This is a genomic window from Corallincola luteus (genome assembly GCF_004336975.1).
Classification (GTDB): Bacteria; Pseudomonadota; Gammaproteobacteria; order Enterobacterales; family Neiellaceae; genus Corallincola; species Corallincola holothuriorum.
Map to the genome: position 1 here is coordinate 56,979 of NZ_SJXE01000009.1, position 26,003 is coordinate 82,981.

A 26,003-nucleotide genomic window follows, 5' to 3' on the forward strand; every position below is an offset into this window, starting at 1 on the left:
CCGAGACTAAAACAATATATATATCAAATAGTTAAAAAATAATCTTCATCCCTGCAATATCAGTTCAAATTATGGTTCAAAAATTGCGTTACATCAGCAAACTGCGTCGTACGCGCAAACAGATCAAATGCAAAATCTTTAAATTATCCGGGGAATCAAATGAGCGGAAATCAAGCAAGGTTAATGGCTATCAGCAACATCACGAATGGTTCGGCGATGGATGTTTGCACACCGAAATTAATGAAAGACCTATGGGCATGTGACGTATTTGACTTCGCCAAAATGGAACAGTCGCTGTCTAAGAACGCCTTTAAAGCGATGAAGAAGACAGTCCAAACTGGCGCACCTCTTGAGCCAGCAACTGCCGACGTTGTTGCCGCAGCTATGAAAGACTGGGCCCACTCTAAAGGTGCCAAGTTCTTCTCTCACATCTTCTATCCAATGACTAACGCCACCGCAGAAAAACATGATGGCTTTATCATTACTAACTCTGATGGCCATGCAATTTCTGAATTCACAGGTAGCCTGCTGATCAAGGGTGAGCCAGACGGTTCATCTTTCCCTAACGGTAGCCTGCGTATGACCAACGCCGCCCGTGGATATACTGCATGGGATCCAACCAGCCCTGCTTACATCATGCACACGCCAAACGGCGCCACCCTGATGATCCCAAGCGTGTTCATGTCCTGGACTGGTGAAGCTCTGGATAAGAAGATCCCTCTGCTACGTTCAAACTCGGCAATGAACACTGCGGCGCAAAAAGTGCTTTCACTGATGGGTGAAACTGAAATCGCCACATTGAACTCAAGCTGCGGTGCTGAGCAGGAGTACTTCCTGGTCGATGAGAATTTCGCTGCCGCCCGTCCAGATCTGTTGTTAGCAGGTCGTACCCTGTTCGGCGCAGCCCCGGCGAAAGGTCAGCAGTTTGATGACCACTACTTCGGTGCTATCCCTGAGCGTGTTCAGGTGTATATGCAAGACGTAGAAAACACTCTGTATCGTCTCGGCATCCCAGCTAAAACACACCACAACGAAGTGGCCCCTGGCCAGTTCGAGATTGCCCCTTACTACGAAGCGGCTAACGTGGCTGCCGATCATCAGCAGTTGCTGATGACTGTGCTAAAAATCACGGCGAAGAAGCATGGCTTCCTGTGCTTGTTACACGAAAAACCATTTGCTGGTGTTAATGGCTCAGGTAAGCACGTTAACTGGTCTGTCGGTAACTCAACCCAGGGTAACTTGTTAGATCCAGGCTGTACGCCTGAGAAAAACCTCAACTTCCTGTTGTTCTGTGGTGCGGTTATTCGCGGCGTCCACAAATACGGTCCTTTACTGCGCGCAGTGATCGCATCTGCGGCTAACGACCACCGTTTGGGTGCCAATGAAGCACCTCCAGCGATCCTCTCTGTTTACCTGGGTGAGCAGTTAGAGAAAGTCTTTATGGATATTAAAGACGGCAACCTTAAACCAACAGTCAACGGCGGCCTGATGGACCTAGGTCTATCACAGATCCTGCATTTTGAGCGTGATCCTGGAGACCGTAACCGTACTTCACCGTTCGCCTTCACCGGTAACCGTTTTGAATTCCGCGCAGTCGGCTCATCACAATCAGTTTCCGGTCCATTGGTTGCAATGAACACCATGCTGGCCGATTCTCTCGATTGGATCGCTGAGAAGCTAGATGCAGAGCTAAGCAGCGGTGCAGACCAGACCACAGGCGTAATCAACGTACTGAAAGCGTTGATGGAAGAGCACGGTAACGCCGTGTTTGGTGGCGACGGTTATGCGACTGAATGGCACGAGAAAGCAGTTTCTGAGCGTGGTTTGAAGAACATCCCAACCACAGCAGATGCCTTGCCTGCATTCCTAGAAGAGTCAGTCAAAGAGCTATTCTCTAGTACCGGCGTATTAACACCGGTTGAACTGGAAAGCCGTTACGAAGTTTACTCGGAACAGTACATCCTCTCTATCGAAGTGGAAGCGAATTTGGTTGTAGATATCGCCACCACCTCTATCTACCCTGCAGCCATGAGCTACTTGTCAGAACTGACTGGTAGCATTGCAGGAGCATCAAGCATTGGCATTGAGCTGGATACATCAGTTGCCAAGAAAGTGGCCACCGACGCTAACGCCATGATGGCTGCAGTTAATAAACTTTCAGCTGCGTTGGAAAGCCACGACTTCCCATCTGTTGAAGCACACATGCAATATTGTGCCAATGACATTCGCTCACTGATGGACGAAGTACGTCTGTATGCAGACACGCTGGAGACGCAAGTTTCTGACGAACTGTGGCCGCTGCCTAAGTACGCTGAAATGTTGTTCATCAAGTAATCGTAAACAACTATCGAAAACTAAAAAGCCGCAGTAATGCGGCTTTTTTATCGCTTATTTTTGCTGAAAATATTCGTTAAAAAATCACCATACGTTTCGAATCACCGCAATCACACTCAACGTTCTATTACCGATAACTCTCAACTCGTGTCTGTTTTTAATGCTTCACCAAGGCAGCCAAATAGAACGCAAGAAAAATAATTCTCGTAAATAACCTTGAATCAAAAATTTTCCGCCCCTATCTCTTTAAGCACTGGTGAGAGGGCGAATATCGCGCTCACCGGTTCCGACAACAATGTCATGTATTGCTTCTAATGGAGAATATAACTATGAACACCATCGATTTATCACCACTTTACCGTAACAGTATTGGCTTCGATCAATTTGCATCACTGCTGGATCGTGCGCTAAAAAGCGACAACAACAGTGCTGGTTACCCGCCATACAACATCGAGGTGCTGGATGAAAACCAGTACGGTATCCAATTAGCTGTCGCCGGCTTCACGCTCGCTGAGCTGGATATCACGGTGGAGAAAAATGTACTAACGATCCGTGGTAACAAAGGTAAAGAAGAGGGTAAGAAATACCTCTACCAAGGCATTGCTCGCCGTGGATTTGAACGTAAATTCAACCTCGCTGACCACATTGAAGTACGTGGTGCGGATCTGGAAAATGGCCTATTGATGGTACATTTGATCAAAGAGATCCCAGAAGCGATGAAACCACGCAGTATCGCCATTAATTGTAAAGACGCAGCAACATCGCAGCCGCGTTTGAACGAAGCGGAAGAGCAGCAAACCGTCACCATCGACGCCGCCTAATCAGTAAAGCAGTCGTCAATTATACGGCTGATTATCTCTTCCTAATCAAGGGCTGCCTCTGCAGCCCTTTTTGCTATTGGTCTATTCTTGTAGCTGATATACAGGCGTGATAGTAAATATGAAACATATGGTTCACTGCCCTCTCCACTTCTCAATCGGTTGTAGAAACAAAGCATGAATAAAGGCCTAACGAAAACGTTTTCAAGTGAGTATGTTCACCATGTCTGGCGCAAAAACCGACGCTATTGGCTTATTACGCTTGTCTCATTGTTCTCAGGTTGTGCTGTTTACACCGGCCTGCATTACGACCAGCTTTACGGCTTTGCCGAGCCACAACCACGGTTGGTCAGCAAGCAAGATCCTGCCGCGCAACACTATTTAGATACCGTTCGCCCTATCATCGAAAAGCGCTGTGTCGCGTGTCATGCCTGTTACGATGCCCCTTGTCAGCTCAAACTATCCTCGGCGGAAGGGATCGACAGAGGCGCAAGTAAAGACCAAGTCTACGATGGCACACGTTTACTGGCCGATAAGCTCACCCGTATGTTTGTCGATGCGCAAACCACCGCCGAGTGGCGTGACAAGGCCTTTTATCCGGTCCTCAATGAGCGCGCACAAACAAAAGAAGCAAACCTAGAAGCCGGTGTGATGGCGCGTATGCTGCAGCTTAAGCAAGCACACCCGCTTCCTACAACCCCGCAATTAGACGCTGATAAATGGGACTTTGCTCTCGACCGCAATCAGCAATGCCCCGACATCGAACAGATGGCTAGCTATGAAAAAGATCATGCTCTATGGGGAATGCCCTACGGTTTACCGGCCATCCCCAAACCGGAACACGACATTTTGATCGACTGGCTGGCTAAAGGTGCCATCATGGCGACAATGCCAGAACCCAATGCAACAGACGCGAAAAAAATTGAGCACTGGGAAGTTTTTCTTAATGGCGACGAACTGAAGCAGCAACTTACCAGTCGTTACCTCTACGAGCATCTATTCCTTTCATCACTCTATTTCGATGAGCCTGACACAACACCTCGTTATTATCGTATCGTACGCTCAGCCACACCTCCCGGCCAAGCCATTGAGCCTATCGCCACACGGCGTCCGTTTGATGATCCAAAAGTTAAACGGGTTTATTACCGCCTGATGCCGGATCGAGAAACTATCGTCGACAAAACCCACATGCCCTACCGCCTCGATGCTCAGCGACTTGAGAATTGGCAAACTTGGTTTATTGACAGTGATTATCAGGTATCTGCGCTACCCGGTTATCATCCTGACGTTGCCTCCAACCCGATGCGGGCATTCCATGATCTACCCATTGATAGCCGCTACCGCTTCCTACTCGACGAAGCACAAAATACCATCATGAACTTTATTAAAGGCCCCGTTTGCCGGGGGCAGCTAGCACTCAATGTTATCAACGACCGATTCTGGGTGTTTTTTGTCGACCCGGACTTGATGAAATCAGCCAGGCTCAGTCAGTTTATCAATGAACAGGCTGTTAACCTCGACCTTCCGGCAGAGAAAGATACCGTTGTATTGCCACTCAGTAACTGGCTTAACTACAGCCACGCTGAACGCCGCTTTTTAAAAGCAAAAAGTGAGTTTATGAATAAGGTGTTTCAAGATGGAGAACATTTAACGCCAAATCTGATCTGGGATGGGGATGGGGTCAATCAAAACGCTTCGCTCACCATAATACGCCACTTCGACAGTGCCAGCGTCATGCAGGGGCTGGTGGGCAAGCCACCAAAAACAGCATGGATCATCGATTACACCCTGCTGGAAAGGATCCACTACCTGCTCACTGCTGGCTTTGACGTTTACGGTAATTTCGGCCACCAGTTACTCACCCGTATGTATATGGACTTCCTGCGAATGGAGGGCGAGTCAAACTTCTTAACCTTGTTGCCCGAAGAGAGCCGTAGTAAGGCGCTTCAAAGCTGGTACCAAGGGGCAAGTAAAGAACTGAATGACTATCTGGATACAGGCGTTGGCCAATTCCATCAACCCACAGCTATCCGCTACCGTACTGAAGATCCAAAAGCAGAACTATATGACTTACTGAAGCAACGCTTAGCTAAAGTACTTCCAGATAATTACGAAGTTGATAGCAGTCAATTGACCGAAACATCAAAAGCGTTATTGAAAAAACTAGAGGTAAATATCAGTGGTGATCGCGCCACCCTCTTTCCGGAACTGACATTTATTATGATTGAGCAAACGGATCCAACCGCAGCACCTCAGCTATTCACCCTGATGCGCAACAGTGCGCATAAAAATGTCTCCAGTCTGTTTGACGAAACGGATAACCGTGACACAGCCAAAGACAACATGACCTTGATCCACGGTTTAGTCGGCAGCTACCCCAGCGCCTTTTGGCATTTGCAGGAATCCGATCTACCACGACTCGTAGACACTATCAGTGCCGTTGAATCAGAGTCAGGTTATCGGCAATTACTTGATCAATATGGAATACGGAGAACCGCTCAGGACTTTTGGAGTTTCAGCGATCGCCTTAATCAGCAGTATATGCAGATGCGCCCAATTGAGGGCGGACTGCTGGATTACAACCGTATCGAAAATCGTTAAATAGCTAGGAGGCTATTTAACGCGCCAGAGAAATAGCAAACATGATCAGGCAGTTTAATCGCGGTTAGTCGTCGTGAACGATCTTACTCTTACGACGTAAACGATCACGAAAACGGCTTTTCGCTAACTGCTGCATATCTTCAGTGATATCTGTTTCATCAACAATTTCACGTCCTAACAGAGTTTCAATCACATCTTCCAGCGTCACGATTCCTGCTGTTTGGCCGTACTGATCCTCAACCAGAAACAGATGTTCCTTTCTGGAGATAAATAAGTCCAAGAGTTGTAAAACCGGCAGCTGCTCTGACACGCGATGAATTGGCTGAGCTAACTCCGCCAATATAGTATCCCCTTTGCCGTGTCGGGCTTGTTCCGACATCGCACGATGGTTCACTATACCAATAACATGATCGATACTCTCCTCATACACAGGAAAGCGGGTGAAGCGCTGTGTCAGCTCTTCGTTCAACGCATCAGTGACTGAACTCTGTTGGTTGAATGCATGCACGACTGTGCGTGGCGTCAGGATCTGCTGCGTAGTGCATTCCCTTAATCCAAGGATATTTTCAAGCAGCAAGCTCTCTTGTTTAGCAATAGCCCCCCCCTTATAACCCAAGGTGGTAAATGCCTGAATCTCTTCCCTACTGATACGATCCTGTTGATCTTTACTAAACAAACCTGTGATATAGCTCGACAACCACACCAACGGGAACACCAGTTTTACCAGAAATGAAATGAGCCTGGCAGACGGATAGGCCAAGCTACGCCAGTGCGTCGCACCCAGTGTTTTTGGAATAATTTCGGAAAGATAAAGAATGGCTAAGGTCAGTAAGACGGCAATCAGGCTTTCCCATTTAGCGCCAAAAAGTTGCACAGCCTGCGCACCAACACCTGCTGCCCCCATGGTATGAGCAAAGGTGTTCAAGATGAGAATACTAGAGATGGAGTGCTCTATATTATCTTTTACTCTGGATAACGCCTTTCCCTTCGTCTGATCGGCCTGGCAAGCACTTTCAACATAACTAGGAGTAATCGATAGCAGCACCGCCTCCAAGACCGAACAGATAAACGAAACACCAATAGCTACAAATAGATAAATCAGCAGTAGAGTCATTAAAAATCTTTTAAATCCAATAAGAAACAGGTTGAAGAGCTACAACAGCAAAGGTTTACCTCAGCGCCTGGAACGAAGTGAAGAGGCAAAGAATGCTGCTTTCCACAGGATACCAGCAAACAGAGATATACCGTTACTCTCCATTGCAGCAGGATAGATCAAAGCTGAGCAAAAATTGAATGAAATTTTTTGAAACAAACGACATAGCTGACGGCGTAAAACTTGGTAATAACCTACACAGGTTTAGGCAAGGATACCCACTATTGGCTCTCACCATGAGACATTCCATACCTCCCGGGCTCAAAAACCTCACTTCCGTAAAACTTACTGCACAGGCAGTTTCTATAGTTTTTTGTAACATTCACCAACTATTTTCCACCTGAGCAACCGACCTAATAAAGGGCGGGCTAATAATGAGTATACTAATTAACGTTTCCTGTTTGTTTAATTGAGATTAACATATAAAACCAATAGAGAATTAATCCTATGAATAAATAATGAGTTAATTAAAACCTATTGAATCATAAATACCAAAAACTAAACTACCCACGTTTAAAACGGATCGTATAGCATCAAAATAAAAACTCACAAAATTAGTGAAGACAAATATAAAAACAAAGATAAACATTCAAAAACAAATTTAAAATAAAAATGTTTACCCAATAAAAACAAACCACTTGGAAACAAGTGCAAAATATGCTTTACAAATAAGTCGCCTCACAATTCAAGTGCTCACTCATAATATTGTAAAAATCATAATCTCTCTCTAGGTTTTTATTTGGTTCTAAGACCAGAAAAATTAAAACAACACCAGAGAGAGAAAAATGAAACCATCAAACAGCAGAAATAAATTATGGTTGGCGCTACCGTTCACCGTCGCCATATCTACACCAATCTATGGCGCAGAACTCAGCGCCTTTGACGGCACATCCCAAGCACTAGAACGCCCCATTACCCTTGTTAAACAAGGACCCAAAAAACGCTACATCATCAAGTTCAAAGCAGCGTCTACGCCCTCAATGCTGACGACCGCAGACGCAACTGAATCAAAAAAGAAAGTCAGGAGCAAACTGTTACGATCTGGATTTGCTACTAACGCTAAAGTTATTCGTCAGATCGCAACCGGTGCCTTTGTTGTTGAAGGTTCGATGAAAGCGGGTGTCAGCCCACTAAACATGCAGCAGAATGCAATGGCCAGCGGAGAAATTGAGTACATTGAAGAGGACCGTTTGCTACGGCATTTTGCGGTACCGACAGATCCGAGCTACAGCCAGCAATGGCACTACTATGAAGCCACTGGTGGTATGAATTTGCCCGCAGCATGGGATGAGACCACGGGTAACGGCGCCGTCGTTGCAGTGCTTGATACCGGATATCGTCCCCACATCGATCTTGTCAACAACCTCCTACCCGGCTATGACATGATTTCAGACGACTTCGTCGGTAACGATGGCAATGGTCGTGACGCTGATGCCCGCGATCCTGGTGATGCCGCATCACGAGGTGAGTGCGGTGGCGGTCAACCTAGCCAAGATCAATCTTCGAGCTGGCACGGTACCCATGTAGCGGGCACCGTCGCAGCAGAAACTAACAATAGTACCGGTGTCGCGGGTGTCGCATATAACGCAAAAATAGTACCTGTACGCGTACTCGGAAAATGTGGTGGCTACACATCAGATATCGCTGACGGCATGATTTGGGCAGCAGGAGGAAACGTATCAGGCGTACCCGCTAATGCCAATCCAGCCCAGGTGCTTAACCTTAGCCTTGGTGGCGGTGGGAGCTGTGACAACACGACTCAGGCCGCGATCAATACCGCCAGAAACTTAGGTGCAACTGTGGTGGTTGCTGCTGGTAACTCTAATGCCAATGCGGCCAATTATAGCCCAGCCAGTTGTAGCGGCGTGATCACTGTGGCAGCAACCAATCGCAATGGTGGTCGTGCATATTACTCTAACTACGGCAGTGTAGTGGAAGTCGCTGCGCCTGGTGGCGATGTTCGCAGCTCAGCGAGTAACGGTATACTGTCCACGTTAAACAGTGGTGCAAACGGTCCAAGTAGTGATAATTATGCGTGGTATCAAGGCACATCGATGGCCTCCCCCCACGTCGCGGGTCTGGCTGCGCTGTTATATGCCGCCGATCCTAATATTACGCCCAATGAAATCGCCACAGCCATTCAACAAACGGCCCGCCCTTTCCCTGCATCATGCTCAAGTTGTGGCGCAGGTATTGCCGATGCAGCAGCGGCTGTTGATTATGTACTAGGTAATGATGGCGGCGGTGAACCCAGCGGAGGCTTTACTGAAACCAACCTTGCTGACACCCGTCGTGGTTGGCAGTATTTCACCGTCGAAGTACCCGCAGGGATTAACAAGCTAGACGTTACTATGAGTGGTGGATCAGGAGACGCTGATCTCTATGTGCGTTACGGCGCAAAGCCAAGCACCCGCAACTGGGACTATCGCCCTTACCTAAATGGTAACAACGAATCGGTCAGTGTAAGCAACCCCAACTCTGGCGTTTGGCATATAGGTGTTAGAGCCTATAGCACCTACAGTGGCGTCACGCTGCAGGTAAGCTACTAAACAGATCGAGCTAACCGCACTGCAAGTGACAGGTTTGATGTTAATGCCGCTTACCAAGGGTGAGCGGCATTATTAAGGGCACGTTTCGTTGGCTTTTTAATCAACGACGATAACCTTTTAAGTAGATAAAGGTAAAGATGAAAAAATTTCCCAAAAGGCAGCTTGCGCGAAACGCTTAATAGAAACTAACGAGAGGTATAATTTACACCAATGACTTTGACTCTTACGGGGTCAATTAGCCATATCCGACGCGTGAAAGACGCACATAAAAAATCGGAATCCTGAAAACAGAATTCCGATTTTTATCTCTTTAAAAGAGCCGTCAAGTGAACATTTAAACCGTTAACTTATCAGCATTATCACCGTAGTGATTTTTGGATGTTCGAGTAATCAACACTCAAACGCCAAGGGCAATTATCATCACTGCTGTTGTATCAAAATCTAAAGGCGATTTTCAACAAGCCCGAGACAACCGTTAAATCATCATCGTCATCGCCAAGATCCTCATAATCACTAGGATCTCGAACAGCAAGAGAGAAATCTAGAGCAACGTATTCCCAATTGTAGCCCAACCCGCCGTTAAGCTGCAGACCTGAAAAATCTTCATCTAAACCAAACGGTCCATCTAAATTTTCACTAAAAAATCCACCACCAATATACGCTTTGAAGCCTTCGGTCATCAGGCCCGTGCCAAAATAACCAAGTAATTCGAAGCCATCAATTTCAAGAGATGAGAGATCTTCATGCTCAAGGGAGTAATAGTTTCCTCGAACTGCAAAATTATCGTTTATCGCATAATCAGCCGAAAGAGCATAACCTTCAAAGGTGTCATCACCATAATCATCACTATCAATAATTAATGCATAGCTGCCCACACCAACCGACCACTGCTTTGTCTCTGACTCAGCAATTGACTCGGCGTTGGCTAAAAAGGGAGCGAAAGCAAGGATGAGAATGAAAGGTAAACCAGCAAAAGTCTTCATATAGTTCCTTCTATATTGTATATATTCTAAATTAGCTAAACAGGGATGGCATTCTAACAAGAAATTCAATGGGTAAACAACACATTACGAATGGGTATTTCACATTTAGTTAACAACTTTATTGCGCAACATCAGTGCAGCAACGGTTACTCTCGCTCAATCTATTTCAGGCCATCAAGTGACTGACAGTCACTTCGTTAGTGGTATTAGTCGCAACTCAACTTTATGCGCCAACATATGCTGCTGTTTGATGCTGCGTTTATGCTTTTTTAATTCCGTCCACAATGGCTGCCAAGCCGCTAGCTCTGCCCCATCCAGATACTTCGCTGCCTGATGCTGTTTATTGAAGTCATCGCTACTTCCAACAGCGATTAAGTCATCAGTAAAATCACAGATCAGCAGGCTATTTACTTTAGGTGTGGTCAGGGCGATTTTTAGACCATCGGGGTCAAGATCAGGAAATACCACAATCTGTACTGTTTGAGGCAAACGCTCGATAAGATGACACACCCCTTTAGCCACACTATCGTGACCACGGTAAGTGGCCACAGCGGTTCCCAGTTCGGCCGGTAAGTTCGCGCAATGCCAGTGGTCAAACACATCGAGATTTTCCACGATCACCAACACATCAATCAGCGCTAGCGCTAAGTCGTCGATAGCGACCCGTACACTCATTCTAGGCTGCAGTTTTTCTACACCAGCGCATGGCAGTTTGCCGCCTTGGCTTGTTAATAGAACATACTGCTGTTCGGGCTTCACTGGCGCTAACTTTTCATTCACTAGTCCACTGCGGGCGGCATCTATGCGATGACCAGTGGGTGCGTCATCTAATAACAGGTCACCGTAGCCGCTGCGCTTTGCTTGTTCGCGCAACCACGCTTTGTCTTTGAACTGGAAACGGATCAAGGAACCTTCGATCCGCTCCTGCAGTTCAAACTCATCACAGATCGCCCGCCAACTCGGATTAAGCGTCACTTCATCGCGCCAATAGCGGATCTGTCGCCTGAGAACCTCCAGCTGGCGTTTATTCATCGCAAGCCGACCGACACATCCCGGATCACCACATTGGCAAACGGTGCGCGGGTTTCAGTTTCAGGGTCTAGTTCAAAGTAGGCTTTTTGCTCCTGCGGCAAGCCTTCGTAGCCACCTATCACCTGATAGAGCCAGCTTTCTGCATCGTATTCCAACTGCTGCTGTTGCAAATAATCCAAGGCGGACAAACTGGCAGCACCGGGTTCAAAATTATCGATGACATGAACAAAATACTCGCTGACCGCTGCCTTAATCGGATGTTCATCCAGTTCGTAATCTGGATTGTCCTGCAAGATCACTGAATCGCTATGCTGCGGGGCGGCCTGAGTAAATCGCGCCAGACGGTTGGCCTTAATATGCGCCACCAATTCGACTAATGTACTCTCGTGGGCGCTGTTATGAATATCAACACTGGCCGCAGCTATGGCTGCATCCGCCTGGTTAAACAGTGCTGGGATCTGTTTGTGGGACACATGGTTGCCCACCTCATAATCAGGATGCTGCTCGGTATACAGCAGCCAGCCTTTCAACAGTTTGGCACGGCCATGGATCTGCCTAAAACGTCCTAGCAGTTGCAGTAAACGCCCCTGCACCACACTCAGTTCCTGAATACATTGACTGATATTTTGCTGCAAATTCGCCACTAATAGGCGGCGAAGTTCCCGAATATCGCCAGCAATGTCCGCCAACTCTTCAAAGCTGATCATCTCCAAACCTGCCAGCAGTTCGCTGACCTGAGATTGCGCTAATTCATTTTCGCGGATCTTGGCATTAATGGAGCTAACGTAACCGAACTCATTGTTGATGCGACTCCACATCACGCGGATCGAGTGCTGTAAGCCTTCGCTGAAGGCATACACATGCTCAGAAAGATCACGATAGTGAGCATCAGCGGCGGCAATATCGCCCTGATGGCGGGCTTCGGTATAGTGCTGAGCCAAGGTTTTAAACGCGGCGATCGCCGATCCGGCGTTGGCATCGATCTGGCGATTACGCTCATCCTTTAACGCCTCTTCCAGCAAACTACGTACAGCGTGTCGTAGATGCAGATCAGCCCCCGGCTCTGGTCGATATAACACGCCAGCTTTAACCAGTTTGTCTTGTACCTTGGCCTCGACCTGATGATCGCCTATAGAACCTGAGATATAAGCATCCATAATGGCATCGCCATGGCGGGCCAATAGGCGTAAAAACTTAGTGCCCGCTTGATGCAGATTATTACTCATACTCTGCTCCTATCACAGCAAGCTACCCTGGGCGGTGGCGGCTTCAGCATGCGCCTCCAGATCCAGCGCCTCAGTTTCATTGATAAAGCGGATCACCTCGTACAGGTAATCGATTTTTCCGGTGGCAATATAGTATTGCTTCTCCGGGTTCGGGCGCAGTAAGTACCCCAGCTCAACCAAGCGCTTGAAGATCTGCTTAATCTGGCCATCCACTTGCGTGCTTTGTGAGCCAAACAAGCGGTACTTGCTTAGCTTATCCAGTTGCTCGCGAAACGCGGGCGTATCCTCAATAGTACTTTGCAGTTCAGTTAACCTTACTGGCGAGCCTTCACTGAGCGGCGCGTCTTTACCCTCAGCCTCCTGCACTAACATCAGCCACTGAGTAAGCGGTATCAAGCCGTTAACGATATCTTTAAACTGCTGTGCAACCACTTTGCGTTCGTCATCACCGAGTTGGCGATAACCACAAAAAAACACTTCCGAGTCACTGCCGGCACCACACTCACTGAGGGTACGGTTAAGCACATTCAGGTGTTGCTCGACCTGCTCGCGGCGCGCCGGATCTTTAAGCAGGCGCCAGCCCTCTTCATCACTGGTGCGACAGATAAATGCCCCCTGCAGCAGGCGTTCAATCACATGTCCCATGTTGGATAACATCTACACTACCTCCTGCTGCATCTGCGCGGCTTTTTGCTTTAACTTTTCAGCAATGGGATCTATTTTCGGCTTAACCACTTGCAGTTGTCGGCTCTGTTTGTTGATGATGTAGCGGTTGCTGAACAGGCTCAACACCTCTGCGTCTGGATTTGGGAAAGCCCCCAGCACACGGATCTGATTGTTACCGCAGGCATCAAAGATCTTCTTAATATTGTTGTGGGCCAACGTACCCAACTCATCGATTGGCCAATGGATCACGGTTTGCGATCTCCCCCGCAACAAACGGGTAAAGGCCAGCAAGAACTTACACAAAATCAGGTAAGCCATACCGTGGCTGGAGGATTCGTTTAGTTGGCGGTCGGTACGGATCACCAGATCCGAGTTCCCCTCCCGCAAACGCAGTTCGATACCAAGCAAGCTGGCAACCCCGCCACTGAGCGCCGAACGGCCAATAATCTCTAGGGCGCGGCGCATGCTGCTGGTGTACTCTTCGCTGGGTAGCGTATTGAAATCTTCTGCCTGCCAGTTCTTGTATGCCTGCACAAACTCTTGCAACTGTGGCCAGAACTCCAGCTCCGCCACACGCGAGCGGATCTTCACCGCCGATTCAGACACACCATCAAGAAACAGTTCCTCATCCACTTCGCGGGTGATGCGGGCGCTCTGTGAGGCAATACGATTATCAATGCTGTGCAGGACATCGTAGTAGTTGTTCAGATCACGGCCATAGGTACGTCCAAGCTGTTTAACAGCAGTGATCTTTTGAGGCACCAGCTCGTTAATCAACCGTGCCAGTTCAGGCACTAGCTTGCGATAATCCAAACTACGCACGCCGCTCTCACCAATCAGCATGCACTCTTCGCGAGAGCGCTCCCATGTTTCCGCCAATGACGAACCATACTGGTTAGCGATCTCGCGATCGAAGCGGTCCACGCCATCTTTCACGGCCGTCAGCAGCTGTTCACGGCTATGCAGTAAAGACTCACCAAGGTTCAGCCGCTCGTTCAGCGAACCGGCCACTTCAACAGCGTCCCGCGGCAGTTGCAGTTCATTTAAGCGACGTAACAGGGTTTTCAGTTTTTCTAGGAGCTCTTCTGACTCCAGACGGATAGCCTTAGCCTGCTGCAGCTGACTTTCCAATGTTTGCCGCTGCTGTTTAAACTGACTGTTAGCAGCGGCCAGTTGTTGCTGTAGCTCGGCTTGTTGATTCTGCAACTCGCTAAACTGGCTTTGCAGCTTCGGCTTGCGCTGAGTCCACTGCACCTTGTACCAGACCAAGTAGTTCGCCACTTCGTCGCGCATCCGCTCAGTGTCCTGGATCTGCCGTTCCAGCGCTTCAATTTCCCGTTTTAATTTACCGATCTCACTGTCATCAACACCACGGGATTTCAATTCACGCTTGTACCAATCACTGCAGGCCTTTAACTCCTGTTTAGCTTTGGCCTGACGCTCCGCCATCTCGTCTCGCAGTTGTTGCAATTGACTATCAATAGCGCCAACGACCTCATCCCAATAGGCCCGCTTTTCCATACTGGCTTCACGTTCCAGCGACTTCTGTAGCTCCAGCCACTCAGCTTGCTCGTTAACTAACTGCCCCAGTTGATGCGCAATTTGCTCTAACTGCTGACGCGCCGCCAGCTTCCGCTCAGCCAGCGCGGCATCGATGCGAGTCTGCTCGTTGCGCTTCTCTTCTTGCAGACGCTTAACGTCAGCACGGGCGTTCTTCAGCTCGGTTCCGGCAAAGACAAGTTCGCGGCGCACGTCGTCCAATACTTGCGATGCCTGTACCAAGGCCTGCTCAGCCTGCTCCTGCTGATTGCGGGTTTCCACCTGACGTTCTTCGGCTTGTGCTAACTGCAGTTTCAGCTCCTGCTCTGAGCGGGCATATTCTGGGGTCTCTAACGCAGAAAGATCCAACCACACGCGATAGAGCGCTTCTGCGCCATCGGCGGTTAGACTGGGCTTTAGATCCGAGCGTTGCAGCAGTTCCGGATGGATCACCTTACCCAGAGTTCCTTCCCATTGTGGATGTTCTTTACGCAGAAACTCCAACAGCGAGTGGTGGCCTGGATACAACAGTTCATTAAGCGCACGGGTTTGGCTCTCGCATTCGTTGAGGCGGCGAGTCGTCTGGCGCAACGCCTCGTCAGCCGTTTCCTGCTGACGCTTGGCGATCTTTTCCTCTTTGTGTAGACGCTCCTGCTTCTCCTCTACCGCTTCGCGACTCTCATCAGCAAGCAGGATCCGCTCGTCGAAGATCATCAATGCTTGCTTCTCTTCGTCGATATAAGTGACGCCGTCTAACTTGGCTTGCTGCTCCGCTTTCGCTAATTTCAGTTCATACTCGCGCTCTTTAAAACGTGCCTGTCCAGACTGACGACGTTCACTGAATAGTTTCTCTTGCGCCGCTAAGTCATCATGCTGCTGCTCACGCTTGTTATCACGTTCCTCTTGCAAGGTATCTTTCTGCTCATTGAGCTCACTGAGTACTCGATTAAGCTGACGGTCGATCTTACTGCGACGTTCGTTATAAGCGGATTCAATGTCCTGATGGGCTTCGGTGAGCAAACGGAAGCGAGCTTCCAGATTTGCAAGATCATCTCGCCATGCCGTCATCCGCTCTAAGTTGGCACGCGCCTGTTCAATATCTTTGTCCTGATAGCTTTGATACTGGTCTTCAATATTCTGCAGCTCGCTGTCAAAGCTCTCTAACTCCCCCTTAACCACAGACAACTGCTGATTAAGGGTGTCGCGCTGATCTTTCCAACCGCTTTCCAGTTGCTTATGCTCATTGCCTAATAGCTCTATTTCGGCTTTGGCGTCGCTTTGCCGCGTTAGCTGCAGCGACTCGTCGGCTTGATAGCCCCGCTTTAGTCCCGCCAAGCGCAATTCGCATGACAGCAGCTCGTTGTACTGCTGCTCCAGCCGTTCAAACTCCGGCCTTATTGCTGCGAACCCTTGGATTAATTGGCTTTCACGGATCCACCCTTCAACCTTTTGCGGATTAAGGCTTGAAGCGGGCGGTGTCACACCATCCTCTTCCAGAATGGCGGCGATCATCGACTTGATCGTCTCCATCTTGCCCTCTTTCGAGTGCACAGCGCGCGCCAGTTTTTCGATATGTCGCAGGGTGTGTTCGCTATCACACAACGAGAACTGCCGCGCCAACGTACGGAGTTCAGCTTTGCTACTGCCACTGCTCAGCGCCACACGGTCATTCTGAATAATGCCGCGGAATTCACGGGTATTAAGCTGGCGAGTCACTGCCAAGCCTTTACTTTTCATCACCCGACCAAACTCTTCCATGGTCAGAAACGTCAACGTTTCACCATCCCGCTGCTTGAGGTAATCCTCCAGATCAAACCCTTTACCTAGCAGGCGATAACGTACCCCATTGCGATCACTAGCCGCAGCCATCACCGCTTGGCAAAATTCACCGTCCATCCGCTGATATTCATAGACGATATAGCTGTCCTCTCGCGGCAGATACCACTTTTCAAAACTGTCCCGGGTCGACGGCACGACACGGCTGGGGTATTCACCATAGAACACCGGCACCAGACGCTGCAGCGTGGTCTTTCCCGATGCGTTAGTACCGCAGATATTGGTGTGGCCATCGAGCGCCAATTCCACTACACCGGGTAAGTGGGTGTTAATCAAAATAATGCGATTTAAAGCTGACATAGTTGTTCTTACTGTCTGTGTTGTTCAAATAATGGCCGAGACGCCTGTTGCGTTACCCTGAGTGACATCTACTCAGTGTTAACGCGATCCCTCAGCAGCATCTCTTGCTCCATAAATTTTCGGGTTTTCGCAAATGCTTTTTCCAGCGCGACAAAGCCCAGTTCGGATGCCAGCTTGCGTCCACGCATGTAGCTTTTATCCGATTTTGGCTGACACTTAAACAGTGGCAGCCAAGCACTATAATCATGGGGTTGTAAATAACTGACCTGGGTCGAAACGCCCTCTTGCTGCTCCCGATTACGGCGCATCTGCTTGTTTAATGCCGCATACATCTCAAGCCCTGCGGTATCGTAGTCAAATGCGCAGATCACTTCGGCATAATGCTGGTACCAATGAACTCGCTGTGGGGACAACCCCTGAGAACCACTGGCCAGAGCCACATCCGTGTTAGCCAGCGTCAGAGTCTGCCCCAGCATGTCACTGGCAACATCAAGCATCAGCTCGGGATGAAAGAAATTCTCTTCGTTTTCCACCAGCAATAACTGCTTTTTCGCCGCAAAGCCCTGCACCGCACCCTCGGGCTTCAGAAGCACGACATCAGGACGCGCATCAGGTAAGCCCATACGATATACCAGCAGGTAGCTGCACGTGGTTGTCGCCAGATGGGAATCGCCTTGGGCACTGGCTTGGATGCGGTTGGCTGGCTTTTCGGCAGCGGCAAGCAGCTGCTCGTAACGAATAGGATCTATCACCGTCACTTGCCACTGCTTTGCACCACGTTTAGTGACAGTGAATATATCACGCCAATCGTCTTCATAGCCCAGCGGTAACAAGCCGTGAAACTTGTCCCAATTAATCTGTTTACCTGCGCGGATCTGTTCGAGATAACGTTTAAGTGACATAACCGAAGAAAATCAGTCCCTGATTGGCCTGACAGTGAATTCAGCAAGCCCAAAAATAAGGGCTAATAATAAAACTGTCAGAGAATATTAACCATGGAAAAACACAGATAATGTGGGCTTAATTGGATTAACTGCTGAGTTGTTGAGCAAGCGGCAAATCCGAACATGCCCAATCATAGAAATCAGCTGTAGCGCAGTAACCTGCATTGGTTTGATAAAATGTCGTGCTCAACTTAAGTCAGCGGCCAACTGCGTCAGATTATGTGGTAAGTTTGTTCAGAATGGCTAATGCGTCATCTGCTCTATCTACGGGCACAAACACATGGTCATGATAGTAAGCGGCGATGACGTTGGCGCTGATCCCCTGCTCAGCAAGTTTACTTGATACCACAGCGGTTAAACCGACAGCTTCCAGGCTTGAATGCACATCAAGAGTGATACACCGGAACACCCCCTGATACCCCATCTCGGCAACGTCGGCTTCTGTTTTGGTAATAACTAAGGTAAGCCCCTCTTTTTCTCGAAAGGTCGCAACAGGAAACAGATCTGCATAGTCACCATAAGCGGCATCACCGACATGGCAAAACACATATTCGACACCGCTCAGTGAAGGAGACAGGGCTTTTAGTAAAGTATCTAGATCAGAGATCGCAGACATAAGAGCATTCCTTTCCATGAGGTATGAAACTAGTAAAGTTAGCTTAGCTCAGTTCACCACCCCATATAAAAGAAACGCCTCTATATCTATAGAGGCGTTTCCGAATAAATGCAGGAGTTCAAGCTTACAACTGTTTAACTTACTAAATCTCGCTTGTTGTCCCAATACTGTGCAGCTAGCTTTTGCATGTTTGTCGCCAACTCTCCCACTTCGCTACAAGCGGAACTGCTTTCCTCTGCTTCGGTCAGCACCTCATCGGCAATCGACTTCATATTGCTAATATTTCTACTGACTTCCTGCGCCACCGAACTTTGCTCTTCAACGGCCGTGGCAATTTGCAGATTCATGTCATTAATTTGGGTCACCGCAATGCTCACCGCTTCCATGTTTTCTTCTGCGAGATGTGCAGATTCCACACTGCTATTGGCACGGGCTTGCGCCGCCATCATCGCTTCTGCAGAGCTCTTCGCTTCACTCTGCAGGCGAGTGATCATCTGCATAATCTCTTCAGTAGAGTTATGAGTACGATTCGCTAAGGTACGCACTTCATCAGCAACAACCGCAAACCCCCGCCCTTGCTCACCGGCACGGGCAGCCTCAATCGCAGCGTTAAGCGCCAACAAATTGGTTTGTTCAGCAATAGCACGGATAACATCAACCACAGAGCCGATATTTTCACTCTCTTTCGCTAAGGCATCGACCAAACCAGCGGTATTCTCGATCTCCCCAGAGAGGGTCTGAATACTGGATACGGTATCGGATACGAGCGCAGCCCCCTCTTTCACTTTGGTATCAGCTTCCTGAGCCGAAGACGCGGTTGATTGCGCATTACTCGCGACTTCATGGATGCTGGCGCTCATCTGTTCTACCGCAGTTGCAACCTGATCGGTTTCACTATGTTGGCCCTGAATATCAGCGATGGTCGCACCTAAGCTCTCTTCCATTTTACGGGATGCTCGCATCAGGCTAATGGAATAATCATTCAGGCTGCCCGCCATCGCGACAGGTTCGGATTGCAGCGTTTTCAACATCAGTTGGATCTGTCCGACCTCATCCTGGCGACCGGTATAAACATACCTGGCCAATGGGTCATTGGCATACTCCTTCCCCTGTTTCGCCAGCTGAAATAGAGAGCCGTGTGACCAATGATAAAGTAAAGAGGAGATCACCAAGCCAATACCAGCAATTCCCCAAGCCGCACCGGCTTCAGTCAATTGGCAGCCAATACCACCGGCAATCGCTGCGGCAACAACGAGAGAAAGCTGAAATTTGGTCGCAATAGAAAAGCCAGCGTTTAACTCTTTCGGTGTTTCGTCACCACCACGTAGCTTGGCATACAATGACTCAGCACGAGCCACCCAACTTGCTTTAGGCTTGACTCTAACAGACTGGTATTCTTCGGTTTTTCCATCGCGCTTAATAGGTGTTGCGTAAGCGTCAACCCAATAGTGATCACCATTTTTACGGCGGTTCTTAACCAAACCCATCCATGATTCACCGGATTTCAGCCGTTGCCACATTTCAGCAAAAGCTTGGGACGGCATATCTGGGTGGCGGATCATGTTGTGCGGTTGGCCCAACAGCTCTCGTTTATCAAAACCACTGGTTTCAATAAAATCCGCGTTAACATATTTAATCGTTGAGTCTAAATGGGTAGTGGAAAGGATATTGGCGCTATCAGGGTAATTAAACTCTTTTTGAGTGACAGGGTTGTTCAAACGCACGGCAAAACCTTCTCTGAATTAGTATCGAAACAAGCACGGTCCCTTAATTTTCTTGGACATCCAGTCACTGCTCTTGATCACAATCTAACACACTCAATGAAAGGTTATATTTCATGGTGAAAAATGTGAGAACTGTGAGCGTGTTTTACCGTCAGGATTAATACCTAGCTCACAAATAGCGTCTGCAAATTGTAGCTATTGTTTAATTATAAGCCACGAATGCTGGCGCTATCTCATCCTGGTCAGAAGATAGTCGAGCATCTGGCCCAGCTCTAGCACCTGGCGATAGTCAGCTTCAGGGATAGTGATCCCGGTGCGTAGATTCACCGCAGCAACTAAGCGCATAAAATCCATCGAATCTAGATCCAATGCATCCCTTAAATCTTCATCATCGGGCACATCATCGGGTTCAACATCTGGGGCTATATTCACTAGCTCTTCAATCACCATGTCCCTTAGTTTTATGCGTTCCATAACGCCTCCGGTTTCTGCAAACGTTTATTAAGTTCGGTTAAAAACCGACTACCGTAATGGCCATCTGTCACTCTATGGTCTGCCGACAGTGTTACTGTCATCACCCGTCGGATCACGACCTTCCCCTGTTCAACAACAACGGCCTCTCTGGGACAACCCAAACCAACAATCGCCACTTGCGGCGGGTAAATAACGCCCCACATCGCTTCGACACCACGATCACCAATATTAGACACAGTAAAACTAGGAGCATCGAGATCAGAGAATTTCAGCGTGCCCTGCTTCGCGCGCTCTACCAAAGCTTGTAGCTGCTGCATCAGTCCGTCGACACTTAAGTGGTCAACATCACGAAGCACAGGCATCACTAAACCTCCACCTCGCAGGTTGACCGCATTGGCGATATCGATAGTTTCGGACGGAGCAAAGCGCTGCAAATAATGCCCATTTAACTGCGGATACTTCACCAGGCTTCGCGCAATGACACGCAACAGCGGCGCAATCAATAAGATGCGTTGCAACGGTTCACGCTCGCCGTTCAGCAGAGAAAGGTGTTGCTCCAATAGAGTTATATCCAGTGTGTGGCTTAAATAGTAGTGAGGGATCTGCTGTTTTGATCGCGTTACAGTCGCAGCAATGGCGTCACGCATCTGTTGCGGATCAAAACCACTACGAGAAGGGGTCGGCTTCGGTTTCTCCACGAGAGCCGCTTGAACATCCACCAACCGGATCGCTCCATCAGGGCCTGAACCAGCCACTGCGGATAATGGCATATTATGCTGCTGAGCCAGCTCTCTGGCAGCAGGAGAAGCAGGGTAAAAAACAGACGTTTTACCACCTGAAGCGCTCCCTAGCGGTTGACAAGGGCTTTGCGAAGCAGCTTGTTTCCCTTTATTCGCGACAGATGAACCAGGCAAATCGTTTAACTTTGTTGCACTTCTTTGAGCCGATATCACAGCGAGATCCGCTTCATCATTTAACTGTGACAGCTGCGCGATTGGTTGGCCAACGGGCGTTTTCTGGCCAACCTTAATTAGCAGTTCAGAGATACACCCCTCATCGTATGCATCCAGCTCTATCGCTCCCTTGTTGGTCTCAATCACAGCGATAGGATCGCCTCTTTTCACCGTATCACCGACTTTAACCAGCCATTCGGTCAATACGCCCTGCTCCATATCTGAGCCAAATGAAGGCATGGTGATCTCTTTCATCAGATCATCCCTCCATCACGCTACTAGTTGCCGAGCCGCAGCAACGATAGCGCTAACCTGAGGTAACGCCGCCATTTCGAGATGCGCCGGATAAGGAATAGGCACCTCCGCACTACAAACTCTGGTAATGGGCGCATCCAGCGACCAAAAGCCCTGTTCGCCAATCAATGCTGATATCTCCGCCGCCATGCCTCCGCTTTTCCATGATTCGTCGACGATCAGTACCTTGTGCGTCTTGGTCACTGCAGCAAGCAATGCATCAACATCTAGCGGACGCAAGCAGCGAAGATCCAACACCAGTGCGTCAATACCGACGTCAGCCAACTGCTCGGCGGCACCCATACTCTTCGCTAAATTTGCGCCCCATGTAATGATCGTCAGATCATGCCCATCGCGGCGCACCACTGCCTGCTCCATCGGTGCAATCGTATCGCTTTCACAGAGGGTTTCTTCTTGGTTATAAAGCATCACATGTTCAAACATGATCACAGGATCAGGATCGGCAATTGCCATCTGCAACATGTATCGGGCATCGGCAACTGTACCGGGGTAGATCACCTTCAAACCGGGAATATGGGCATACCACCCCTCAAAGCTGTGAGAGTGCTGTGCGGCCAGCTGCTTCCCCGCACCACAGGCCATACGAATAACAATGGGGACACTGATCTGCCCCCCCGACATATGCCTCAATGTCGCCGCGTTATTAACTATCTGATCCAAGGCTAGCAAGCTGAAATTCACCGTCATCACTTCAACAATAGGCCGCATTCCGCCAATAGCAGCGCCGATCCCTGCACCTACAAAACCCGACTCAGCCAGCGGCGTATCGATCACCCGTTCCGCACCAAATTGGTCGAACATCCCCTTTGAAACGGCATAACACCCGCCATAACGCCCGACATCTTCGCCCATCAAAAAAACGCGAGGATCAGCAAGCATCGCCTCAACCATGGCGTCATGAATTGCGCTGCGAAAACTTAACGTTGCCATTAGCGCTACCTCCCCTCTGGTTTAGACGTATCGTGAAGGGTATAAACATGGCGCATTAAATCTGTTTCTGGCTCCCAATCTGCCGCCTCTGCAGCTTCTACCGCCCGTTCAATCTCTTTATCTACCGCTTGCTCCAACTCACTGACTTGCGCTTGCTCAATCAGATGATTCGCCATCAACCATTCTCGTAACTGCACGATCGGGCCTTTTGCGCGCCACTCAGCAACCTCATCACTATCGCGATATAACTGAGTATCGAACATCGAGTGGCCTTTAAAACGGTAGGTTTGACACTCAATAAACTGCGGCAAACCGGTATTCCGGATCGCATTGCAAGCCACCTTGGCAGCGGCTTCCACATCCACCACGTTCATGCCATCAACCACCTGAGCCGTTAAACCATAGCTGGCCGCTTTGCGATAGATGTTCGGTTCCGACTCCTCAATGGCCAGCGGCGTCCCCATGGCATAGCGATTGTTCTCGCAAATAAACAGCACAGGCAGGTCCCACAAGGTCGCCAGGTTCAAGCTTTCATGGAATTCACCTTCCGCCACCGCGCCCTCGCCAAAAAAGCACGCGGTTATCTGATTTCTACCGCAAAGCTTATCTGCTAACGCCAAGCCAACGGCAATGGGCAAACCACCTGCTACGATGGCATTACCACCATAAAAACGATTTTTAACGTCGAATAGGTGCATTGAACCACCGCGGCCGCCACTGCAGCCTGTTACCTTGCCGTACATCTCTGCCATCACCGAATTCATCTCCACACCACGGGCCAGAGCATGACCATGCTCCCGGTAGGTAGCCACCACCGCATCGGCGGGCATTAGCGCTTGCATTACGCCCACTGCGATCGCCTCTTCACCATCATAAAGATGAAGAAAGCCGCGGATTTTTTGTTGCTGATAAAGTACCGAGCAGCGCTCTTCAAAACGCCGAATGCGGATCATTTGCTGCAACAAAAACAACAAATGTGGCGTGCTGATATGTAGCTTGCCATTGCTCATGATTCATCACTCTCTAAGGTTGAAATATCACCCTCAGGTAATCCCAGCTCCCGGGCTTTAAGTAAGCGCCGCATTATCTTGCCGCTACGTGTTTTGGGAAGGTTCTGACGAAACAGTATTTCACGGGGTGCAACGGCTGCGCCCAAGCGTTTTCGGGCATGCGCCATCAAGGCTTGTTTCAAATCATTGTCGGGTTCATTGCCTGGCTTCAATGCCACGTAGGCTTTTACCAACGCCCCTGCCGTTTCATCGGGCACCCCGATGACGCCCACCTCTGCAACCGCAGGGTGCTCCATCAACACACTCTCCACCTCAAAGGGGCCAATCAGATGACCGGAAGATTTGATCACGTCATCGGCGCGACCGACAAACCAGTAATAGCCATCGTCATCACGCATCGCTAGATCACCGGACAAATACCAATCATCAACAAAGCACTTCTCATAACGCGCCTGCTCATTAAGGTAGCCACGGAACATCGATGGCCAGCCGGGTTTCAGGGCTAATTCTCCTACCTGATTATTGGCAACAATGGGCGTAATGTGACCATCATCTTGCCGGGCAACAATGGCAGCCGTGATCCCCGGCATCGGCCGCCCCATGGATCCTGGGCGCACTGGCTCAGAAGCGAAATTAGCGATCATGATGCCGCCAGTTTCGCTCTGCCACCAATTGTCGTGGAATGGCATACCAAACACCTGCTGACTCCAGCGTACCGCTTCAGGATTAAGCGGCTCACCCACTGAGGCCATAAAGCGTAACGCAGATAGATCGTGATGCTTAATCAGTTCGCCACCGGCCTTCATCAACATGCGAATGGCCGTCGGCGCGGTGTACCAGATATTCACTTTCTGCTCAGCCAACACTTGATACCAGTGTTCAGGGTCAAATTCCTGCTCATCAACGATCAAGGTAGTGCGATTACAAAGGGGAGAAATAATGCCGTACGACGTACCAGTTACCCAGCCGGGATCGGCGGTACACCAGAAAACGTCGTCAGCTCGCAAGTCGAGGGCAAAATAGCCGGATATTCTATGGTAAGCGACGGCACCGTGAACATGCATCACCCCTTTCGGTTTACCTGTGGTGCCAGAGGTGAAATGCAGTAAAGCCAGCTGTTCATGGTCGAAGGCTCTCACCGGAAAATCGGGAGCAGCCTCAACCATGGCACCATCAAGATCAATACAGTTCTCAGGCAGTTCGCCTTTAATCCCGTACAGCAACACATGCCTCAGTCCCGGCATTTGCTCTCGCCAAGGCTGCACTTTCTTCTTGTACAGTGCATGGCTGGTCACCAACACCCGAGCTTTACCTATCTCCATGCGGGCACGAACAGGCTCAGGGCCAAAGGCAGAAAACAGCGGTGAAAAGACAGCCCCAAATCTGAGCGAACCTAACACAGCGAAATAGAGTTGCGGAACCCGGCCACAAAGGCCAAATACGGTATCGCCCACTACGATATTTAACCGCTCTAGCACGCTAGCAAAGCGAGCGGATTGCTCTGCTAGCTGCTGGTAACTGATATCCCTGTTTTGTCCGGATTTACTTAACCAACGGATAGCCGTTTGCTGACCAAATCCTTCATCGACATGGCGATCTGCAGCCTCATAAGCGATATTAATGCCGCCGGGCAATCCCTTAAGCATCTGTTCTGCTTGTTGCCAGGAAAACTGCGCATAACGGGTACCATAGTCGTTCAGGTTATATTGTCCCTTACGATGACCTGACTTACTTATCTGTTCAATATCCATCACATCCTCCACACATGGAGATCCATCAGGTCATGACACAGAAGTAGTACGAGTTAATTGCATGAATGGTAAAGCGCTTTGGATTGGGCTACCCATGGCAAGGAGCTGTAGCCAACGACCCATTCACATCGTCTGGTGGCACGACCAGTCATTACTTATCTCTAGCCTAGCTCACGAGCAGAGAGTTTTCTTGCCTACAAATTGACCTGCTTCAAGCAAGCTAGCAACAATAGTTAAAACCGGACAGAC

General features: G+C 49.2%; 18 protein-coding genes. 4 read left to right on the forward strand and 14 right to left on the reverse strand.

All coding sequences use genetic code 11. From position 1 onward, the window contains the following. The first annotated feature begins 159 nt into the window (after nt 1–159). The 3 genes from EZV61_RS15490 (at nt 160) to EZV61_RS15500 (ending at nt 5,753) form a co-directional block, all read left to right on the forward strand. Nucleotides 160–2,334, forward strand: a complete 2,175-nt coding sequence (locus EZV61_RS15490) for a glutamine synthetase III family protein (protein ID WP_114338568.1) — start codon at nt 160–162, stop codon at nt 2,332–2,334. 329 nt (nt 2,335–2,663) lie between these two features. Continuing rightward, nucleotides 2,664–3,155, forward strand: a complete 492-nt coding sequence (locus EZV61_RS15495) for an Hsp20 family protein (RefSeq protein WP_131416781.1) — start codon at nt 2,664–2,666, stop codon at nt 3,153–3,155. Nucleotides 3,156–3,329: 174 nt separating this feature from the next. Further along, entirely contained in the window at nt 3,330–5,753 is a 2,424-nt protein-coding gene (locus EZV61_RS15500; RefSeq protein WP_131416783.1) for a fatty acid cis/trans isomerase, read from the forward strand. 64 nt (nt 5,754–5,817) lie between these two features. On the opposite strand, the gene EZV61_RS15505 is transcribed toward EZV61_RS15500, so the two are convergent. Beyond that, nucleotides 5,818–6,867 carry a CNNM domain-containing protein gene (locus EZV61_RS15505; protein ID WP_114338565.1) on the reverse strand — a complete coding sequence of 350 codons (1,050 nt, stop codon included), beginning with the start codon at nt 6,865–6,867 and terminating at the stop codon, nt 5,818–5,820. Nucleotides 6,868–7,691: 824 nt separating this feature from the next. On the opposite strand from EZV61_RS15505, the gene EZV61_RS15510 reads away from it, so the two are divergent. Next, nucleotides 7,692–9,455: a S8 family peptidase gene (locus EZV61_RS15510; protein WP_131416785.1), complete on the forward strand. Its 1,764-nt coding sequence runs from the start codon at nt 7,692–7,694 to the stop codon at nt 9,453–9,455. A gap of 434 nt (nt 9,456–9,889) precedes the next feature. Here EZV61_RS15510 and EZV61_RS15515 read toward each other — a convergent pair whose 3' ends face one another. The 13 genes from EZV61_RS15515 to acsA all read right to left on the reverse strand — a co-directional run bounded on the left by EZV61_RS15515 (nt 9,890) and on the right by acsA (nt 25,754). Beyond that, a complete protein-coding gene (locus EZV61_RS15515; RefSeq protein ID WP_114338563.1) occupies nt 9,890–10,438 on the reverse strand; it encodes a hypothetical protein in 549 nt (182 codons plus the stop codon). Between the two features lie 189 nt (nt 10,439–10,627). Continuing rightward, nucleotides 10,628–11,470 carry a DUF7281 domain-containing protein gene (locus EZV61_RS15520; protein WP_131416787.1) on the reverse strand — a complete coding sequence of 281 codons (843 nt, stop codon included), beginning with the start codon at nt 11,468–11,470 and terminating at the stop codon, nt 10,628–10,630. Next, nucleotides 11,467–12,696, reverse strand: a complete 1,230-nt coding sequence (locus EZV61_RS15525) for a phosphoenolpyruvate carboxylase (protein WP_131416789.1) — start codon at nt 12,694–12,696, stop codon at nt 11,467–11,469. The genes EZV61_RS15520 and EZV61_RS15525 overlap by 4 nt, the downstream gene beginning before the upstream one ends. Nucleotides 12,697–12,708: 12 nt before the next feature. Then, complete coding sequence (locus EZV61_RS15530; protein WP_114338560.1) at nt 12,709–13,353, reverse strand: hypothetical protein; 645 nt, start codon at nt 13,351–13,353, stop codon at nt 12,709–12,711. Further along, nucleotides 13,354–17,037: an ATP-binding protein gene (locus tag EZV61_RS15535; protein WP_130565410.1), complete on the reverse strand. Its 3,684-nt coding sequence runs from the start codon at nt 17,035–17,037 to the stop codon at nt 13,354–13,356. Between the two features lie 68 nt (nt 17,038–17,105). Further along, on the reverse strand, nt 17,106–17,939 hold the full coding sequence (locus EZV61_RS15540) for a hypothetical protein (RefSeq protein WP_131416791.1): 834 nt from the start codon (nt 17,937–17,939) through the stop codon (nt 17,106–17,108). Between the two features lie 259 nt (nt 17,940–18,198). Continuing rightward, nucleotides 18,199–18,597 carry an ACT domain-containing protein gene (locus EZV61_RS15545; RefSeq protein WP_114338557.1) on the reverse strand — a complete coding sequence of 133 codons (399 nt, stop codon included), beginning with the start codon at nt 18,595–18,597 and terminating at the stop codon, nt 18,199–18,201. 134 nt (nt 18,598–18,731) lie between these two features. Beyond that, nucleotides 18,732–20,321 (reverse strand): methyl-accepting chemotaxis protein, encoded by a 1,590-nt coding sequence (locus EZV61_RS15550; RefSeq protein WP_114338556.1) that lies wholly within the window; start codon nt 20,319–20,321, stop codon nt 18,732–18,734. 228 nt (nt 20,322–20,549) lie between these two features. Next, nucleotides 20,550–20,795 carry a phosphopantetheine-binding protein gene (locus EZV61_RS15555; protein WP_114338555.1) on the reverse strand — a complete coding sequence of 82 codons (246 nt, stop codon included), beginning with the start codon at nt 20,793–20,795 and terminating at the stop codon, nt 20,550–20,552. Continuing rightward, nucleotides 20,783–22,003 carry a dihydrolipoamide acetyltransferase family protein gene (locus tag EZV61_RS15560; RefSeq protein ID WP_131416793.1) on the reverse strand — a complete coding sequence of 407 codons (1,221 nt, stop codon included), beginning with the start codon at nt 22,001–22,003 and terminating at the stop codon, nt 20,783–20,785. The genes EZV61_RS15555 and EZV61_RS15560 overlap by 13 nt, the downstream gene beginning before the upstream one ends. 15 nt (nt 22,004–22,018) lie before the next feature. Beyond that, nucleotides 22,019–22,993, reverse strand: coding sequence for an alpha-ketoacid dehydrogenase subunit beta (locus EZV61_RS15565; protein WP_131416795.1), 975 nt, complete (start codon nt 22,991–22,993; stop codon nt 22,019–22,021). 5 nt (nt 22,994–22,998) lie between these two features. Continuing rightward, nucleotides 22,999–24,003, reverse strand: coding sequence for a pyruvate dehydrogenase (acetyl-transferring) E1 component subunit alpha (gene pdhA, locus EZV61_RS15570; RefSeq protein WP_131416797.1), 1,005 nt, complete (start codon nt 24,001–24,003; stop codon nt 22,999–23,001). Continuing rightward, complete coding sequence (gene acsA, locus EZV61_RS15575) at nt 24,000–25,754, reverse strand: acetate--CoA ligase (RefSeq protein ID WP_114338629.1); 1,755 nt, start codon at nt 25,752–25,754, stop codon at nt 24,000–24,002. The genes pdhA and acsA overlap by 4 nt, the downstream gene beginning before the upstream one ends. Nucleotides 25,755–26,003 lie beyond the last annotated feature (249 nt).

Coding starts and splice junctions, on each gene's coding strand:
- EZV61_RS15490 (WP_114338568.1), top strand. CDS start 160: ATGAGCGGAAATCAAGCAAGGTTAATGGCTATCAGCAACATCACGAAT.
- EZV61_RS15495 (WP_131416781.1), top strand. CDS start 2,664: ATGAACACCATCGATTTATCACCACTTTACCGTAACAGTATTGGCTTC.
- EZV61_RS15500 (WP_131416783.1), top strand. CDS start 3,330: ATGAATAAAGGCCTAACGAAAACGTTTTCAAGTGAGTATGTTCACCAT.
- EZV61_RS15505 (WP_114338565.1), bottom strand. CDS start 6,867: ATGACTCTACTGCTGATTTATCTATTTGTAGCTATTGGTGTTTCGTTT.
- EZV61_RS15510 (WP_131416785.1), top strand. CDS start 7,692: ATGAAACCATCAAACAGCAGAAATAAATTATGGTTGGCGCTACCGTTC.
- EZV61_RS15515 (WP_114338563.1), bottom strand. CDS start 10,438: ATGAAGACTTTTGCTGGTTTACCTTTCATTCTCATCCTTGCTTTCGCT.
- EZV61_RS15520 (WP_131416787.1), bottom strand. CDS start 11,470: ATGAATAAACGCCAGCTGGAGGTTCTCAGGCGACAGATCCGCTATTGG.
- EZV61_RS15525 (WP_131416789.1), bottom strand. CDS start 12,696: ATGAGTAATAATCTGCATCAAGCGGGCACTAAGTTTTTACGCCTATTG.
- EZV61_RS15530 (WP_114338560.1), bottom strand. CDS start 13,353: ATGTTATCCAACATGGGACATGTGATTGAACGCCTGCTGCAGGGGGCA.
- EZV61_RS15535 (WP_130565410.1), bottom strand. CDS start 17,037: ATGTCAGCTTTAAATCGCATTATTTTGATTAACACCCACTTACCCGGT.
- EZV61_RS15540 (WP_131416791.1), bottom strand. CDS start 17,939: ATGTCACTTAAACGTTATCTCGAACAGATCCGCGCAGGTAAACAGATT.
- EZV61_RS15545 (WP_114338557.1), bottom strand. CDS start 18,597: ATGTCTGCGATCTCTGATCTAGATACTTTACTAAAAGCCCTGTCTCCT.
- EZV61_RS15555 (WP_114338555.1), bottom strand. CDS start 20,795: ATGGAACGCATAAAACTAAGGGACATGGTGATTGAAGAGCTAGTGAAT.
- EZV61_RS15560 (WP_131416793.1), bottom strand. CDS start 22,003: ATGAAAGAGATCACCATGCCTTCATTTGGCTCAGATATGGAGCAGGGC.
- EZV61_RS15565 (WP_131416795.1), bottom strand. CDS start 22,993: ATGGCAACGTTAAGTTTTCGCAGCGCAATTCATGACGCCATGGTTGAG.
- pdhA (WP_131416797.1), bottom strand. CDS start 24,003: ATGAGCAATGGCAAGCTACATATCAGCACGCCACATTTGTTGTTTTTG.
- acsA (WP_114338629.1), bottom strand. CDS start 25,754: ATGGATATTGAACAGATAAGTAAGTCAGGTCATCGTAAGGGACAATAT.